Raw genomic sequence first — 14,065 nt, 5'->3', positions numbered from 1 at the left:
GACCGGCTGCTCTCCGCACCCGCATGGATGGTCCCCGGCCGGTCACACGGACCGTGGGAACCTGCGGGTTTAACCAGGTATTTCGAAGTGGCGTCCAAATCACCTCACCTCCACGGATTCCTCCATCGCGAGATGGATCTTCAGACGGGGCGGCGGCTCAGCATCTCGACGAAACGGGCTCCGACGCAAGGAATGTTGCAGAAGTCGAAAATGCATGAGCGGAATTCACCAATATCCTTCAGATTCTCATACTCAACACGGAGGGCATGGCAGACCTGCTTAGCTCTGCCCCAGGATGAAGCTCCCCGCGCACGCGGGGATGGTCCCACGGAGGGCATCGCAAGTACCTGCTCCCTGCGCACGCAGGGGTACTCCACAACCAGAACCGTTCCAGCATCGCTGGCATGCCTGCACGACGGTCCGCATACGGGCATGATGCTGCGTAGCTCAGTCGCTGAGATGAACGGAATCGGGACTTCATGACGAGTGCGCCGGACTACAGCCAAGGAATCGACGTCGAACGCGCTCTGAAGTTCGCCGTGCAACATATTCGCGGAGACCGCGTTCAGATCGTCGAGGGGATCATCGAGACCGTGTCACCGACCTGGGACCACGAGCGTGCCGCCAAACTCGTGCGCCGGCAGATCGAGGATCGGGTTGACGAACTCGGGTGCGTCGAAGGCTCAGGGAATCTGGATCTACCCGGGTCGTCAAACTGGTATGTTCCTGACATTGCGGTCGTCCCTGAGGCCCTCGCGAAGGGTGGTGGCGCCCTGCGGCCGGATCAAACGCTACTGATCGTCGAAGTGACTTCAGAGTCAAATGCTGAAACGGATCGAGAGGTAAAGCGCGGCAGGTACGCAGAGTACGGTGCCCCTCTCTACCTCCTCGTCGACCGCATCGAAGGCAGCCTGACCTTGTTCTCAGAACCCGGACGGCTTGGCTACACACGGGTCGACGGACCGCACCCCTTCGGAACATCCGTGCACCTCCCCGCACCATTCGCCGTAGACCTCAATACGGAGGGTTTCTAAGCGATTTAGACGACCGCCAGCCGCCAGGGCAGCGTTGGGTAGCTCAGTCCGGTTGACAACACCAATAGTTGGCCGCCTGACGGCAGCGCCACCACCGCCGGTCCCATTGCTTGCCCTGGGCGAGGTCGATCTGCTGTCGGCACCCACGGGGGTGGCCCCCGGTGTACGGCCCTGGGCGAGGAGGCCTACCCATGAACGGTCAGACGGATCAGCGGACGGTACTGCTCGCGCTCCAGCCAGATTCTCGCGGGCCTCGCCGGTGGCCAGGCGGACCGCACCTGTGACAAGCGGATCCGCGAACTGGTACGGCCCGACGTGCTCGGAAGCACGAAGGGGGGACTATCCCCGCGGGTGCGGGGAGCAGATCGCCCGTGCGACGCCGAGCCGGCTGCGGATGGGACCATCCCCGCGGGTGCGGGGAGCAGGTGGATCCCGTGGTGGCGGTGTACGTCTAGAAGGGACCATCCCCGCGGGTGCGGGGAGCAGATGTTCGACTCTGGGAAGGATGCTGGGAGGGGGGACCATCCCCGCGGGTGCGGGGAGCAGCAGCCTGACCCGCCGACCCCGGAGCGGCGCGCGGGACCATCCCCGCGGGTGCAGGGAGCAGTCGCGCCCACTCGCGCTGATCTCCCTGGTGGACGGACCATCCCCGCGGGTGCAGGGAGCAGTGCTCGTCCGCCGCCATCCAGGCCCGGACCTTGGGACCATCCCCGCGGGTGCAGGGAGCAGACTCCGTGACCTGCAGGTTTACCCGTCCCTACGTCGATTCTCAAGCACTTTCACCGATTCAGACATAGGGAATAAATTGGCCGTCACCTCTTCCCGAATCGCCTGCTCACTCAGGAACTCACCCCAGCCTGACGGACGTCGGCTCAGTCGCTGACCGCGAGCCGGATGTTACCGATCCGCCCGATCCGGACGACGGCGCTCCCGGTCGGCAGATCAACGATCAGCCGGTCGCCTTCCACGCGCCGCGACACCCCGTGGTGCTCGAAGTACCCCGCGACGGCCTGTCGCGGCGAACGCCCGATGAGTGAGACCCCGGCCATGAGCACACGCAGCAGGTCGACCGGATCGAGCTGGGCCTGCGCGGCCGGGAAGATGTCCATTTCTCTGCATGATGACGCCACTCAGCGGGCTCTCAGGCCGTGAGGTCCAGGACCCGGACCGGTTCGCCGGCCCATCGGCCCGGTGCGGTGGTTGCGACAATCGCCCCGTCGGGGCGATCCGGGGTCGGCTGCGCCGCGTAGCGGCTGTGGGCTGCTGCCCAGGTTTCCTGCCGTGCCACGGCCAGCGCTGCGGCCAGGTCCAGGTCCAGGACCGTGATCCCTGGCAGGGATACCAGGTGCTCCGCCGTACCAGGCCGTGCACGGTCGGCCTCAACGAGCGCGCACGCCGGAACGTAGAGGAACCAGCCCGGCTCCGCGTGAGCGCGATGGATGAGCCGGGAGGCCAGGACGTTGCCTGCGCCGGCCGCGGCCATCGCCGTGTCGTCCAGGACGATGTGCATGGCGTCACTCACCGGCCGGTCACCTGCGCCAGACGACGGTCCAGTTCAAGGTCCAGGTCATCCTGTTCCGAAGGAGTCGGGGCGTACCCGCTCCACTCCTTCAACGCCGCCCGAGCCTGCTCCGCACGCTCGGCGCGCTCCGCCGGAGTCAGCAGCGTCTCCGCCAGCCGTGCCAGATAGGCACGCAGCGACAGACCCTCCGCAGCCGCGATCGCGGCGAGCCGGTCCTTGGCCTCTTCAGGGATACGGACATTGGCATCAGACATCATCGTGCTCCTTCCCATCCCCCAAGGGTACGGGTACGGGTACGTACCCGTACCCCTACCAGCTGGTGCGAGGAGAATCTCCCCGCGCGCGGAGCATCTTCACGGCCCGGGTCCGGTCGGGCCGGCGGCGGTCGGCGCAGGTCGTGCGGTGCCGTTCGGGTCAGTGTGCCGGAGCGCCGTAGTTGTCACTGAGCGCGGCGGCCGTGCTGGGTGAATCCGCGGGATGAAGGACAATGGTTGTCATTATCTGCTCGGGCTGCTTGTCACCTGCGGTAGATGATCGATCTTCTCGTCACCTGCTGTTTTGTTGAAGATCAGCTATCGGCGGCGTCCGACGGCTGGCTCGATGGCGTGCGTGGTCGACCCGGCGGACGACTCGGCTGGCGGTGGCCTGCGCCCGCTGCGGGACCCGGACGCGGGTGGGTCTTGACGCCGAGGATGCCGAGGGGCAGGACAGCGCCGGGGAGCGCAAGGGCGGGAGTCAGGGAGGCAGCAGCGGTCCGAAGGTCTGCGCGGCGAGCTTCTCCACGTCCTGCTGACGGACGGTCCGGCCGGGAACTGAGGGATGAGCCTTCACTCAGGTGCGGGCGGTGGCGTCGCTAGTGAAGAAGTTCAGTGCATCGCAGCAGGTGGTCGCGGGGCCTCCGCCGGGACGCTGTCCGACGAACACCACGGCGCCCGCCCGCTCCCAGCCCATCAGTCGCCGCCAGCGGATGGGGGACCATCCCCGCAGACGCGGGGACCAGACCAACCCTGGGGTGTCGCGAGGCGCGGTCACGGGGCCATCCCCGCGGGTGCGGGGAGCAACTGGGAGGCCACCAGGGAGAAGCTGCAGCGCCGGGACCATCCCCGCAGGTGCGGGGAGCAGGTTGAATGCGGTCACGCCACACTCGCGATCTTCGGACCATCCCCGCAGGTGCGGGGAGCAGTTCAGGACCCGGGCGAGGTCACGTTCGAAAGCGGGACCATCCCCGCGGGTGCGGGGAGCAGCTCGTCGTGGGCGCGTTCGATCGGTGTGCTTCGGTTGGCGAGGTCCAATGTGTGGCTGGTGCCGTTGAGGCGGAAGGCGAGCTCGTTGCCGACCGCGCGCATCCGCAGCCCGGTGCGCTGGTAGTCAGCGCAGGCCATCTCAATGCCGATGGCGGTCGCCACATCGACTGGCGCGGCCGTGGAGAACGCCGGGCGAAGCCGGGTGTCGATCGTGGTGCCGACGGTGCCGGCCTCGGTTCCGACGCCGGGCAGTGGGGCCAGAACGTGATCGGCGCGGTACTGGGCGCGGTAGCTGTCGCGCAAGGGCTTGGGGCCGGCGGACAGCTCGCGGTCCAGGAACAGGCGCAGTGGGGAGCGCGGGTTGTCGACGGCGTTCTTCAGGCTCATGCAGGGCCGGCCTTCCATGACGGAGAAGTGATGGTCATGGCGGGGACGGTAGGAAGCAGGACTGACAACGTGTCGCCCATAGGGAGTAGCCAGCAGTATCCGCAGCCCGATGGTTCACCGGATCGGGTGAATCGGGCCCGTGACCGTCGTCGTCCTTTCCTGACTTCCTCCTCCTTAACGGCGCCGGGCCTCGCTGTCCGTTCGTTCGAGCGGGCAAGCCCGCAGCACACCGCGCCGCGCTCGCCACGCGGGCGGACGCTCGCCCCCCAGAGCCTGCTAAGTCCGCCTCCCAGCTCCCATCTGAACACGTCCACCAGGGGGAAGCCGGCGGGGCGGCCACCCCACGGTCAGATCAGATGCGACTCAATTCCAAACTGGTTAATCAGGCCTGAAGCAAGGGACTGCGCAGCAGCACGCAGTTCTGCAATGCCTGCGAGGGGGGCGAGTTCGTACGGTGTCTGGCGCACCGCGACGGGGCATCGGCCGCCCTTGGGAACGCGGAAGAACCCACGCTGCTCCTCCAGGACAGCCATGAAGCCGGGGAACCTGCGCCCAGGCAGGTCTCTGTGAGAGTCGCTGTCACAGACGATGGCGGCCACGAGATCAGACGAGGAGCTCAGATGCCGAGTGCGTGCCGACTCGTGGGCCAGGGCGACGGCGTCACAGATTCCGTTCTGTGCAACGCTCACCTCGACGGGGACATGCAAGGCGACAGGCACCTTGTTCCTGTACGCCTGGCTTGAGACATCGACCGCGTATACGACGGTGCCATCGTGGTGGAGCTCCACCATGGCAAGGCGCCCAAGGTGCGGCCCTCTTGCGACGGTAAGGAAGTTTCCGTCGACCCAACGCCGCAGGCCGACGCGAGTACTGCCCGTCAACGCTTCACGCATGGGGCTGGTTCCTCCGAAGTCGCCCCGGATCTTGGCCACCGTGGACAGGGCTTCGTTCATAGCGAAGGCGGCCTCGTGACTCTGGGGGGCGGGAACCAGCAGCGGAGCTGGGCGAGAGGGGCGGGAGACCACGATCAGCCATGCTGCGGTGCCGTCGCCTTCCCCGAGAACTACCTCACTCGTCTCGGCCACGTGCCGATCCAGTGCCTTGCCAGCATCTTCCTGGCGTGCGAACCGGTCTCGGTAGGCGCGCTCTATTTCGTGCTCCGACAACCAGGTGGTGTGATCCGTGAAGCGGGCAGGAACGGCGAATGCCTGCTGCGCTTTATCGCGGGACGATGTTCCCAGTACAAAGTGCGGGGCCATGCCGCTTGCCGGGACATCGACAACGAGGACTGACTTCGCCTTCTCAGGGGACTCCAGGGGGTAAATGTCTACCCCTCCGACGAACGGCTGGGTGTGGGCACGAAGCCACTTGTACAGGTGCTCCGTAGGTACGTCCTCGGGGTTCACCCCGACGATGGCTCGGTCGTTGCGGACGCCGTGGACGAGGAGGCCGCCGCGGGCGTTGGCCATGGCGGCGACATCCTTGGCGAACTCCGACCAGAGGCCCTCCTCAGGCTTCTTCGGCAGGTCACGCTTCCAGTCGAGATCGTCCCGCTCTCCATCGATCTCTTTCGCTGCCCGTGCGATCATCTCGAAGGTCAAAGAGCCTGGCGGGAGGCTGAGTTCTTGGTGGATACGGGTCCATGAGCTGGCCATTACCCCAGCATATGAATGCTGATCGGCCCACCGCTCCTATTTTCGCTTCCCTACGGTGTGAAGGCGTGGCAGGGCTCATCGTCACCACCTCTGCCGCACGACGAAGGACGTACTGGATCTCCCGGCAGGGCGGTCTGGAACTACCCACGCCGAAGTACACCAACTGAGCCCACCGAGGTCTGCCGATCTCAGCAGGCCGCGGGCTCACAGGTTGAGTGCCTCGTCATGAACGGTGTGCAGGCGCTGGCGCAGCGTGGGATCGGTGATCAGGGCCAGTGCGCGGGTGTGGTCCTCGGCCGTGGCGGCGAGTAGACCACGCTGCTGTTCCAGGTAGGCGGCCAGGAAGTCGTGGGTGGGGCCGTCGGTGTCCGGAAGGACGCGGGTGGTGTAGATCATGGTGAGGGGGAAGGCCCAGCAGGCGTGGAGGAAGCCGAACGCCGGGCGCCTCGTCTTCCTCCACGGGGAGTAGAACGTCGTCTCTTCGCTGATATTGCGGGCAGTGGCGGTCAGGGCGTCATTGAACCAGTTGTGCCCGGCCTCATGAATGAGGTCCCGGCCCAGTACGGCGGGCTCGCCGACGTGGTCGCAGAAGACGGTGCCCGGAAGCCTGGTGACGGACCAGCTGATGAGGGTGTCACCGAGGTTCTTGCGCCGCAGCAGGCAGGCGACGACGGCGTGGTCGGCCAGGAGACCGGCGAACCCGGCCCGGGCGCCCATGTCGTACGCGGCGGAAGCCAGTTCGCGTTCCTCTCCCGGGGCGGCTGCGGTGTCGGGCCCCAGGAGGTAATACGGGGTCTCGGAGAGCGGGGAGCGGAGCATGTCCTCTAGGCCCGGGGAGACCACGATGCGCGGCCCCACGACGGTGGGCGTGCTCAGCGCCGATGCCTTGGCGTCGGGGTGGGCGCGGTACCAGTCAAAGGTGGCAGTGTCGCCGGCGCGCGCGGCAATTTCGGCGCCTTCGAGGGCGTGGTGGGCCAGGCAGTAGACGGTGGCCGTACTCCGCGCGGGGGCGCTGCCGGACTGAAGGGCGGTGTGGATCCGGCTGACCCGGTCCCGGTACAGGTCCCGGACCGGGGCGAGGACGAAGTCGAGGGCGGGCACAAGCACGAGAGGTCCTTCCGACGGGGCTGGGCCTGGGGCCAGACCCGTCAGGTCCGGCCCCAGGCGGTGCTCACCGGCAGTTCACCGCCGGCGCGGTGGTGGCGCTCAGGCGTCGGTGCCCGTGGCGGGCTCGGCCGCCTCGGTGGTCGTCCAGCCCTCGGCGGAGACGCTGGAGGTGTGGGCGGTGGCGCGGACGGTCTCGTCTTCGCCGCGCAGCTCGCCGACGGCGTCGAGGAACTTGTTGATCCGGGTCTCGTCCATGGTGCTCGTCCTTTCCGAACGCGGATGGTGGGCCGTGCACGTACGGGGCTGGGGGATGCGGGGGCGATCGCGCGGTAGGCACCGGCTTCTCCGTCCTCACGGGGTGGTGTCGGTGACCGCGCGGTGGGGCGCGGTGGTCGGTGTGGCCGCGTGCCGCAGGCCGTCGCGCAGCTCACTCATCTCGGGCCGGTCCTTCGGCTCGGGGGCGAGGGCTGCGGACAGCAGCAGACGCAGTGCGGCAGGGGCGGTCTCCAGGTGGGAGTGGCCGTGGCGGGGGATGTCGGCGCAGAGGTAGCGGTAGGTGAGGGCCGCGAGGCTGAAGGCGTCGGCGGCTGGGGTGGCCGTGCTGTAGGTGGTGGCGTACTCGGGGGGCCAGTGGACTTCGGGGCTGCGGGCGGCGGGCCCGCGGGGGACGTCGAGGCGGCGGGCGGCGCCGAGGTCGGTGATCAGGCCGCGGTCTTCATGGAGGAGGACGTTCTCCTGGTAGACGTCGCGGTGCACGAGGCCGCGCTCGTGCAGGGTGACCAGGCCGTCGGCGACGTCGGCCAGCACGCGCAGCCCGGCAGCCTGGCTGCCGCCGGTGTGGGTCAGTAGGGGGCGGAAGCTGCCGCCGGTGCAGTGGGGCATCGTGTACCAGTCGAACCGGTCGGTGCTGCCCTCTTCGAGCAGCGGCACGATGTGCGCGGCGCCGGTGGCGGTGCGCGCGACGGCGATCTCGTGCCGGAAGTCCTCGCGGGTCAGGGCGCGTTCGGCTGCGGTCATCTCCGCGTACCAGTAGAAGCCGTAGGCGGCCGGCCGGGTGGTCTCGTCGAGTTCGGCCAGGACGTGGTTGGATCCGAACCCGGCCTTGAGGACCACCGGAGCGGCGCCGTCGCGGTGAGCGAGGACCAGGGTGCTGGCGCGGGTGAAGGCGAGCAAGTCATCGATGTGCCATCCGGTGTCGCGAAGCTCGTCGACGACCCAGGCGGCGGGGTGCATCGGGTGCAGGCGCATGGCGGGGACGCTCCTCATAGTCGCGCTGCGGGCCGGTCGGCTTCGCGCAGCCGTGCTAGGCACGCCGCGGCGAGCAGGTCGAGGTCGGTCTCAGTGGTGCACGGGTGGCGCAGTACGGGCAGGCCGGTGATGGCCTTCCAGGTGGTGGCTGCCTGTTCGTAGAGGTCGGCGAGGCGGACGGCGGTCGCCGGTTCCTCCGCGAACCGGCGGGCCGTCGGCCGGCGTGCCAGCCTGGCCTGGCACAGGTCGGGCCCGGTGGTCACCAGGACGGTGAGGTCCGCCCGGGCGGCGGGCACCTCGGCCAGCGGGCGCACGTAGTGGTCGACGGGCCGGTGGTGCAGCAGGGCGAGGAGGCAGGCGGTCGACAGGGTGAGCCGGTCGGCGACCAGCGGGCCCTTGGCCAGCGCGGCGGTGAGGTTGTGCCGGGCGTGGAGTTCGAGATCGTCGTGGGCGGCGGCCAGGGCGTGGTCGCTGGTGGCGGCCGGGTGGCCGGCCCGCAGGCCGATCAGGGTTCGGGTGGCTTTCAGGGAGAGCCAGGAGAACTGGCCGATGTGGCCCAGGGGGATGTGATGGGCGTGGGCGTCGGCGAGGAGCCGGTCGCGCAGCGTGCTCTTGCCCGCGCCGGCGATGCCTTCCAGGGCCAGCAGCATCGGCTTGCCCCTCAGTCCTTCTCGGCGATGAGCCAGCTGATGAACTTCGCGACCCTGCCGCTGGTCACCGGCTCGGTGCCGTGAGTGAGTTGCGATCCGTATAGCAGGGCGGTGCCGGGCGCGGGGGTGACGTTCCACCGGGTGCGGGGCATCGCGGTGAACCAGTCGGCGGAGTGGTCGGCGCCGTCGTGGGCGAGCCACATGCCGTCCGCGTAGCCGCTGTGCGGATCGTGTTCCAGGCGGGTGTTCCACAAGCGGTTGCTGGAGGAGCTTTCGACGTAGAAGGCGCCGCCGGTCTCTGCCTGGCTGATGACCACGCTGATCCCGGCGATCTGTCGCGGCCAGGCGAGCGGGTCGGGGGCGATGCCGTCGAGGTGGCTGGTGATGTGCTGGTCGGGGCCGTACTCGACGTAGGTCCAGGGCCGGCAGGTGGTGATGGAGGGCATGACGCGGGACAGCGCCGGGCGGGCCCGGTCGAAGGCGGCTTGGAGCAGGTCCTCGGCCTCGGTGGGGATCGTCGGTATTTCCACCCGTCCGGCCGGCTCGTACACGGCCATCGCCTGCTGCGGGGAGTGGCCGGGGATCTCGTGGATGGAGTGGGTGCGCTGCTCGCCGAAGCGAACCTGTTCGTCGGAGGTGAGGACGGTGCGCATCACGGTGGCGAGCTGGTCGCGCTCCCCCGGTGCGAGGAAGCCTTCGATACTGCCGGTGCTGACGGTCTCGGCGATGTGGATCACGTGGTGCCCCTCCTTGATTCGAGCACGCGGCGGACGTCGGCGAGGCCGGTGCAGTGGTTGAGCCAGCTGGCCACGGGGTTGCGGGTGGTGGCGGCCGGGTCCGCCCACAGGGCCAGCAGCTCCCCTGTGAGCGGCAATGTGTCCGCACTGGGCAGTTCGTGCGGTGCCGGGGCGGGGAAGTTGTCGAGCGCCGGGCAGATGGCGTTGTGCTGGGCGGCGAAGACCTGGGCGATGCGGTCCGCGGCGGCGTTCCGGCAGTCCGTCACGAGCTGTGCGGGCGGTTCGCCGTGTCGGTAGGCGTGGTGTTCGGTCGTCGCCCAGCCGCCGGCGACCGCCGCGGCGGCAGCGGTGACGCGGCAGGTGGCGCAGCAGTTCCCGGAGGCGCTCGGGCACGGCCGGTGGTGGTCGGGAAGTGCGGTTGCGACCTCGATGAGGGCGTTCCAGGCCAAGTCAGTGAGGACTTCGGCGGCCGAGCGCCGGCCGGGGGCCGTGTGGTGGTTGCAGCAGAGCGGGCCGGGCTGGGGCGGTAAGTCGGTGCGCTGCTCGGGGGCGATGTGCAGGGCATGGAAGTACACGATGCGCCCGAGTAACTGGTGGATCGTCAACGCGTCCGGGATGGCGGTCACGTCGGTGCCTCGTGGTGGGCCGCGGCCGCGGCGGGCCGGGATGCGGGGCAGGCGCATCCGTCGGCGGTGGGCCGCTCGTCGGTGAGCGCGCGGGCCAGGGCGTGCGTGGCGGTGTCGAGGGCTGCGAAGTAGGCCGGCCAGTCGTGCCCGGGGGTGGGCAGGAGGACCAGGTCGAGGACCGGGACGGTGCGCCTGCTGGCCTCGCACTGGAGTTCCGCGCGCCCGACGGTCACCTGCACCGCGGGGGGTAGCGCGGGGGCGGCCGCGGTGGCCGTGCGGCACAGCGCTGCGGCAACGTCGGCGTACTGGGTGCGGTCGCGCGGGAGGATGCCGACGCGCCGCTCGGCGGGCGCCAGGTCGAGGCCGGTGTAGGGGTGGCCCTGGCAGCTGTCATAGGTGATCAGGCCCCACGTGTCGGTGACGGCGTCGACCAGGGGGCGGATGCCGGGTTCGATCGCCGCGTGCCACCGGGGGTGGGCGGGGTCGAGGTCGTCGGCCTCGTGGATGCCGGGCCGGCCGACGGTGTTGATGTTGCCGTGCGCGCTGGTGTGCAGCCGCACCGCAGGGCGGGGCACATCGGCGCTGTTCCAGTGGGCGAGGAAGGAGTCGAGGTCGCGCATGCTGTTCGGCGTGCGGGGGCGCCAGCGGGTGTTGGTGCACCAGGCGCCTGCCGGGTGGGCGGGCTGCGCGAGGAGGGCGGCGATGCCGTCGATCATCCGCATCCGGTAGTCGCAGTAGGCGTCCTGGTCCCCGGCCTTGTCGTAGCGCCAGCGGGTGGCGATGCACCCTCCGCCGCAGGACGAGCGGTAGTCGCAGGTGGTGCACCGGTCCATCAGGCTCTTGCCCTGGTTCAGCAGGGGAAGGTGCCGTTGCGCGGCGATGATCCCCGCCTGGTCGCCGGTCTGGTCGAGGCGGGTCAGTTGGGCCTGCGGCCAGGGCAGTTCGTCGCAGCTTCCGAGCCGGCCGTCCGGGTAGAGCGTGAAGACGTGGTCGCACTTGAGGTCGGAGAAGTGACAGAAGCCGGATCCCAGGCCGCGCAGGCGCCGGATGGTGGAGACCGCCGGCTCCAGTTTCAGGCGGGTGAAGTGCCCGGCCTGGATCCAGTGGGTGGTGGCGGCGAGCACGAACTCGGCGTACGCCGGCGGGCTGATCGCCCAGGCGGGCCCGCCCGCTGCGTTGACGGCCGCCTGCTGGAGCTGCCGACTCGCCGTAACGCGGCGGCCGGATGCGGCGGTGGGGCGCCGGACGGCGGTGTCGAAGCACGGCACAAAGCTGATCGCATCGACGGCTCCGAAGCCGGCCAGGTGGTCCAGGACGGTTTCGGCCCGGCCGAGGATCGCGGGGGTGACCGCCGCGATCACCCCGACCCGGCGGCCGCGCTCGGCCAGGAGGCGTAGGGCCGCGGCGACGCGGGGGTAGACGGGCTTGCCGTCGTAGCCGACCCGCCACGCGTTGCCCTTCGCGTCCCCGTCCAGGGAGATCCCGATCTGCAGGCCGGGGTACTCCGCGTCGAAGAGGTCCAGCCACTTTTCGTCCAGCAGCACGCCGTTGGTCTGCATCGAGACCCGGACCACGCTCGGCTGGGCGGCTAGCTCGCGCAGGATCTCGGCGACGTGCTCGCGGCCCGCCGTCAGCGGTTCGCCGCCGTGGAGTTCCAGGGCGAGCGGTCGCCCCGCGAAGAGCTCGGCGAGCCGGCCTACCTGGCCTGCGTCGATCCGGGCGCCTCCCGGGGCCTCCTTGCGTTTCTCGTAGCAGTAGAGGCAGTCGATGTCGCAGGTCTCACCGCGCAACTTCAGAATCACCGATACGGCGCTGGTGGTGTCCTCGGCGTCCAGGCCGCGGTACAGCTGCTCGATCTGACTCGGTTCGTGCTGTGCGGTGGTGCGGTTCATCGGCTGCCTCCGGGGGCTGGGGTGGGGCCGTGATCCGTGCGGACCTCAGTTGTAGAGGTGTCCGAGCAGGGCGCCCTGGCCGGACTGGAGAACGTGGGCGGCCTCCAGCGGGATCCAGAAGCACTCGAACCGTGTCGGTTCGCCGACCCCGTCGTGGTCCTCCTGGCTGGCCCACCGCTCCGGCGTGGGCTCGGTCAGCTCGAGGTGGAAGACGTGTCGGCGCTGGAGCTCGAACCGGTAAGGGCTCATGTCGTACTCGGCGAGGCCGAGCTTCCGCACGACCTTGAAGTCCTTGAGTCCGGTCTCCTCCCTCGCCTCCCGCAGCGCCGCCGCCTCCGGCGTCTCCCCCGCGCGGATGCTTCCCGCCGGGACCTGGATGCCGACCTCCTCGTAGCTGTAGTCGGTGTGGCGGAAGACCAGCAGCTTCCCTTCACGGACGATGTAGCACAGCACCTTGTCCTTGGTGACCTTCTCGGGCACGGGACCACCCCTCATTGGTTCGTCGGATGCGGACGCGCTCATGGCGTCCGCTCTCTCGGTTCACGGCCGCGTGGATCGGAGCAGCAGAGCCGAAACCGGTGAAATGGCCCTGAAGCCTGGATCCTGAATCTGCGACAGGGACAACGTGGCGTGATCAGGCTGACACCGTCCGCTGTCTGCGTTCCGATAGTGACGGCCAATTACCCGTTCGGCAAGTAGTCCTGGAGGAAAGTCTTTCCTCCAGGAGATTTGGCATATTCACGAACTGGCCTGGGCGCTACTCTGGCCTCGAAATAGAGGAGGGGGTGGGCGTGCCGGTCGAACCGACGCCTCGGCGCCGGCGTCTGGGTGCAGAACTCAGGCGCATCCGCGAGGCCCTGGGCTGGACTCAGGAGGAGGCGGCGAGCCGTCTCGGATACCGGTCGTTCTCCACGGTCAGTAAGATCGAGAAGGGGGTGCAGGGCCTCAAGATCCAGCAGTTGCCGCACTTCTTCGAGGTGTACGAGATCACCGACCCCGGCCTGCGCGAAGGACTGCGCGACCTGGTGCGCCGGGCGGGGGAACCCGACTGGTGGCAGCGGTACGAAGGCGTCGTCGACGACCCGCTCGGCGACTACCTCTCCCTGGTGGAGAGCGCCAGCAGCCTGTTCGTCTTCAACCCCGCAGCCATCCACGGCCTGCTGCAAACCCCGGAGTACTCCCGGGCCGTGACCGAGGGCAGCCGGGCCTGGAAGACACCGCAGGACATCGACGGCTTCGTGTCCATGCGCCAGGAGCACCAGACGAACATGCTGGAGCGCGACCCGGCACTGAAGATCTGGGCGGTCCTCCCCGAAGGTCTCCTGCGCCAGGAAGTCGGCGGCCGGCCCGTCATGCGCGCCCAGATCAACCACCTGATCCACCTCGCCCGCACGGTCCCCAGCATCACCATCCAGGTCCTGCCGCAACAGGCCGGCGCCCACGCCGGGATGGACGGACCGTTCATGCTCATGTCCTTCCCCAACGGCCGGGACCTGGTCTGCATCGAGTCCATGCGAGCCTCCCTCCACCTCAACGAGCCGGAGGCGGTGGAGGCGTACCGCACCACGAGTGACCTGCTTAAATCTGACGCCCTCTCCCAGAAGGCGTCGCTGCCTCTTCTCACCACCATCGCCAAGGATCTTGAATGAACAAGAACGAACTCGACTCCGCCTGGGTCGAGTCCCAGTTGCGTGACGCCCAGTGGCAGACCAGCAGCGAAAGCAGCGGCGGGACCAACTGCGTCCAGGTCGCCTTCCTCGATCAAGGCGTCGTGGCGCTGCGCGACTCGAAGAACCCCGACAAGGCGCCGCACCTGTTCACGGACTCCGAGTACGACGCCTTCGTTGGTGGCATCGTCCGCGGGGAGCTCCGCCGCGGCTGAACCCGTACTCCCTGAGCGTCGGCCGGCCCCAGTCCACAGGGCCGGCCATCTCCATGAGAAGAGTGCGATGTCCCGGCAGCT

General features: G+C 68.9%; 16 protein-coding genes and 1 CRISPR repeat array. Of the genes, 3 read left to right on the top strand and 13 right to left on the bottom strand.

The window, feature by feature from the left end; all coding sequences use genetic code 11:
* Window positions 1-479: 479 nt before the first annotated feature.
* Window positions 480-1,034, top strand: coding sequence for a Uma2 family endonuclease (locus OG927_RS34475; RefSeq protein WP_330321474.1), 555 nt, complete (start codon window positions 480-482; stop codon window positions 1,032-1,034).
* A gap of 335 nt (window positions 1,035-1,369) precedes the next feature.
* Window positions 1,370-1,763: a CRISPR direct-repeat array (repeat unit 29 nt; unit sequence GGGACCATCCCCGCGGGTGCGGGGAGCAG).
* A 143-nt stretch (window positions 1,764-1,906) separates the two neighbouring features.
* On the opposite strand, the gene OG927_RS34470 is transcribed toward OG927_RS34475, so the two are convergent.
* The 13 genes from OG927_RS34470 to OG927_RS34410 form a co-directional block, all read right to left on the bottom strand.
* Window positions 1,907-2,143, bottom strand: a complete 237-nt coding sequence (locus tag OG927_RS34470; RefSeq protein ID WP_330321473.1) for a hypothetical protein — start codon at window positions 2,141-2,143, stop codon at window positions 1,907-1,909.
* 32 nt (window positions 2,144-2,175) lie between these two features.
* Window positions 2,176-2,544, bottom strand: coding sequence for a PIN domain-containing protein (locus tag OG927_RS34465; RefSeq protein ID WP_408058145.1), 369 nt, complete (start codon window positions 2,542-2,544; stop codon window positions 2,176-2,178).
* An 8-nt stretch (window positions 2,545-2,552) separates the two neighbouring features.
* Entirely contained in the window at window positions 2,553-2,810 is a 258-nt protein-coding gene (locus OG927_RS34460; RefSeq protein WP_330321471.1) for a hypothetical protein, read from the bottom strand.
* Between the two features lie 930 nt (window positions 2,811-3,740).
* Window positions 3,741-4,187: a hypothetical protein gene (locus tag OG927_RS34455; RefSeq protein ID WP_330321470.1), complete on the bottom strand. Its 447-nt coding sequence runs from the start codon at window positions 4,185-4,187 to the stop codon at window positions 3,741-3,743.
* A gap of 347 nt (window positions 4,188-4,534) precedes the next feature.
* Entirely contained in the window at window positions 4,535-5,842 is a 1,308-nt protein-coding gene (locus tag OG927_RS34450; RefSeq protein ID WP_330321469.1) for an AlbA family DNA-binding domain-containing protein, read from the bottom strand.
* 204 nt (window positions 5,843-6,046) lie between these two features.
* Window positions 6,047-6,949: an aKG-HExxH-type peptide beta-hydroxylase gene (locus OG927_RS34445; protein ID WP_330321468.1), complete on the bottom strand. Its 903-nt coding sequence runs from the start codon at window positions 6,947-6,949 to the stop codon at window positions 6,047-6,049.
* A gap of 99 nt (window positions 6,950-7,048) precedes the next feature.
* Window positions 7,049-7,204, bottom strand: coding sequence for a hypothetical protein (locus OG927_RS34440; protein WP_330321467.1), 156 nt, complete (start codon window positions 7,202-7,204; stop codon window positions 7,049-7,051).
* Window positions 7,205-7,300: 96 nt separating this feature from the next.
* On the bottom strand, window positions 7,301-8,197 hold the full coding sequence (locus OG927_RS34435) for a protein kinase domain-containing protein (protein WP_330321466.1): 897 nt from the start codon (window positions 8,195-8,197) through the stop codon (window positions 7,301-7,303).
* Between the two features lie 14 nt (window positions 8,198-8,211).
* Window positions 8,212-8,847, bottom strand: coding sequence for a hypothetical protein (locus OG927_RS34430; protein ID WP_330321465.1), 636 nt, complete (start codon window positions 8,845-8,847; stop codon window positions 8,212-8,214).
* 11 nt (window positions 8,848-8,858) lie between these two features.
* Window positions 8,859-9,584 carry a hypothetical protein gene (locus OG927_RS34425; RefSeq protein WP_330321464.1) on the bottom strand — a complete coding sequence of 242 codons (726 nt, stop codon included), beginning with the start codon at window positions 9,582-9,584 and terminating at the stop codon, window positions 8,859-8,861.
* Window positions 9,581-10,210 (bottom strand): hypothetical protein, encoded by a 630-nt coding sequence (locus OG927_RS34420; RefSeq protein WP_330321463.1) that lies wholly within the window; start codon window positions 10,208-10,210, stop codon window positions 9,581-9,583. Before OG927_RS34420 ends, OG927_RS34425 begins: the two co-directional genes overlap by 4 nt.
* A complete protein-coding gene (locus tag OG927_RS34415; protein WP_330321462.1) occupies window positions 10,207-12,102 on the bottom strand; it encodes a radical SAM/SPASM domain-containing protein in 1,896 nt (631 codons plus the stop codon). Before OG927_RS34415 ends, OG927_RS34420 begins: the two co-directional genes overlap by 4 nt.
* A 45-nt stretch (window positions 12,103-12,147) precedes the next feature.
* The gene (locus OG927_RS34410; protein WP_330321461.1) at window positions 12,148-12,582 is read right to left on the bottom strand and encodes an NUDIX hydrolase; all 435 of its coding nucleotides are present in this window, start codon (window positions 12,580-12,582) and stop codon (window positions 12,148-12,150) included.
* A 311-nt stretch (window positions 12,583-12,893) separates the two neighbouring features.
* Between OG927_RS34410 and OG927_RS34405 the strand changes: the two genes are divergently transcribed.
* Window positions 12,894-13,751, top strand: a complete 858-nt coding sequence (locus tag OG927_RS34405; protein WP_330321460.1) for a helix-turn-helix domain-containing protein — start codon at window positions 12,894-12,896, stop codon at window positions 13,749-13,751.
* Window positions 13,748-13,984 carry a DUF397 domain-containing protein gene (locus OG927_RS34400; protein ID WP_030592971.1) on the top strand — a complete coding sequence of 79 codons (237 nt, stop codon included), beginning with the start codon at window positions 13,748-13,750 and terminating at the stop codon, window positions 13,982-13,984. Before OG927_RS34405 ends, OG927_RS34400 begins: the two co-directional genes overlap by 4 nt.
* Window positions 13,985-14,065: the final 81 nt, after the last annotated feature.

The sequence above is a fragment of the Streptomyces clavifer genome, from assembly GCF_036345975.1.
Classification (GTDB): domain Bacteria; phylum Actinomycetota; class Actinomycetes; order Streptomycetales; family Streptomycetaceae; genus Streptomyces; species Streptomyces clavifer.
Note: the sequence above shows the minus strand (reverse complement) of the source record. Positions and strands in the feature narration are given on the sequence as shown.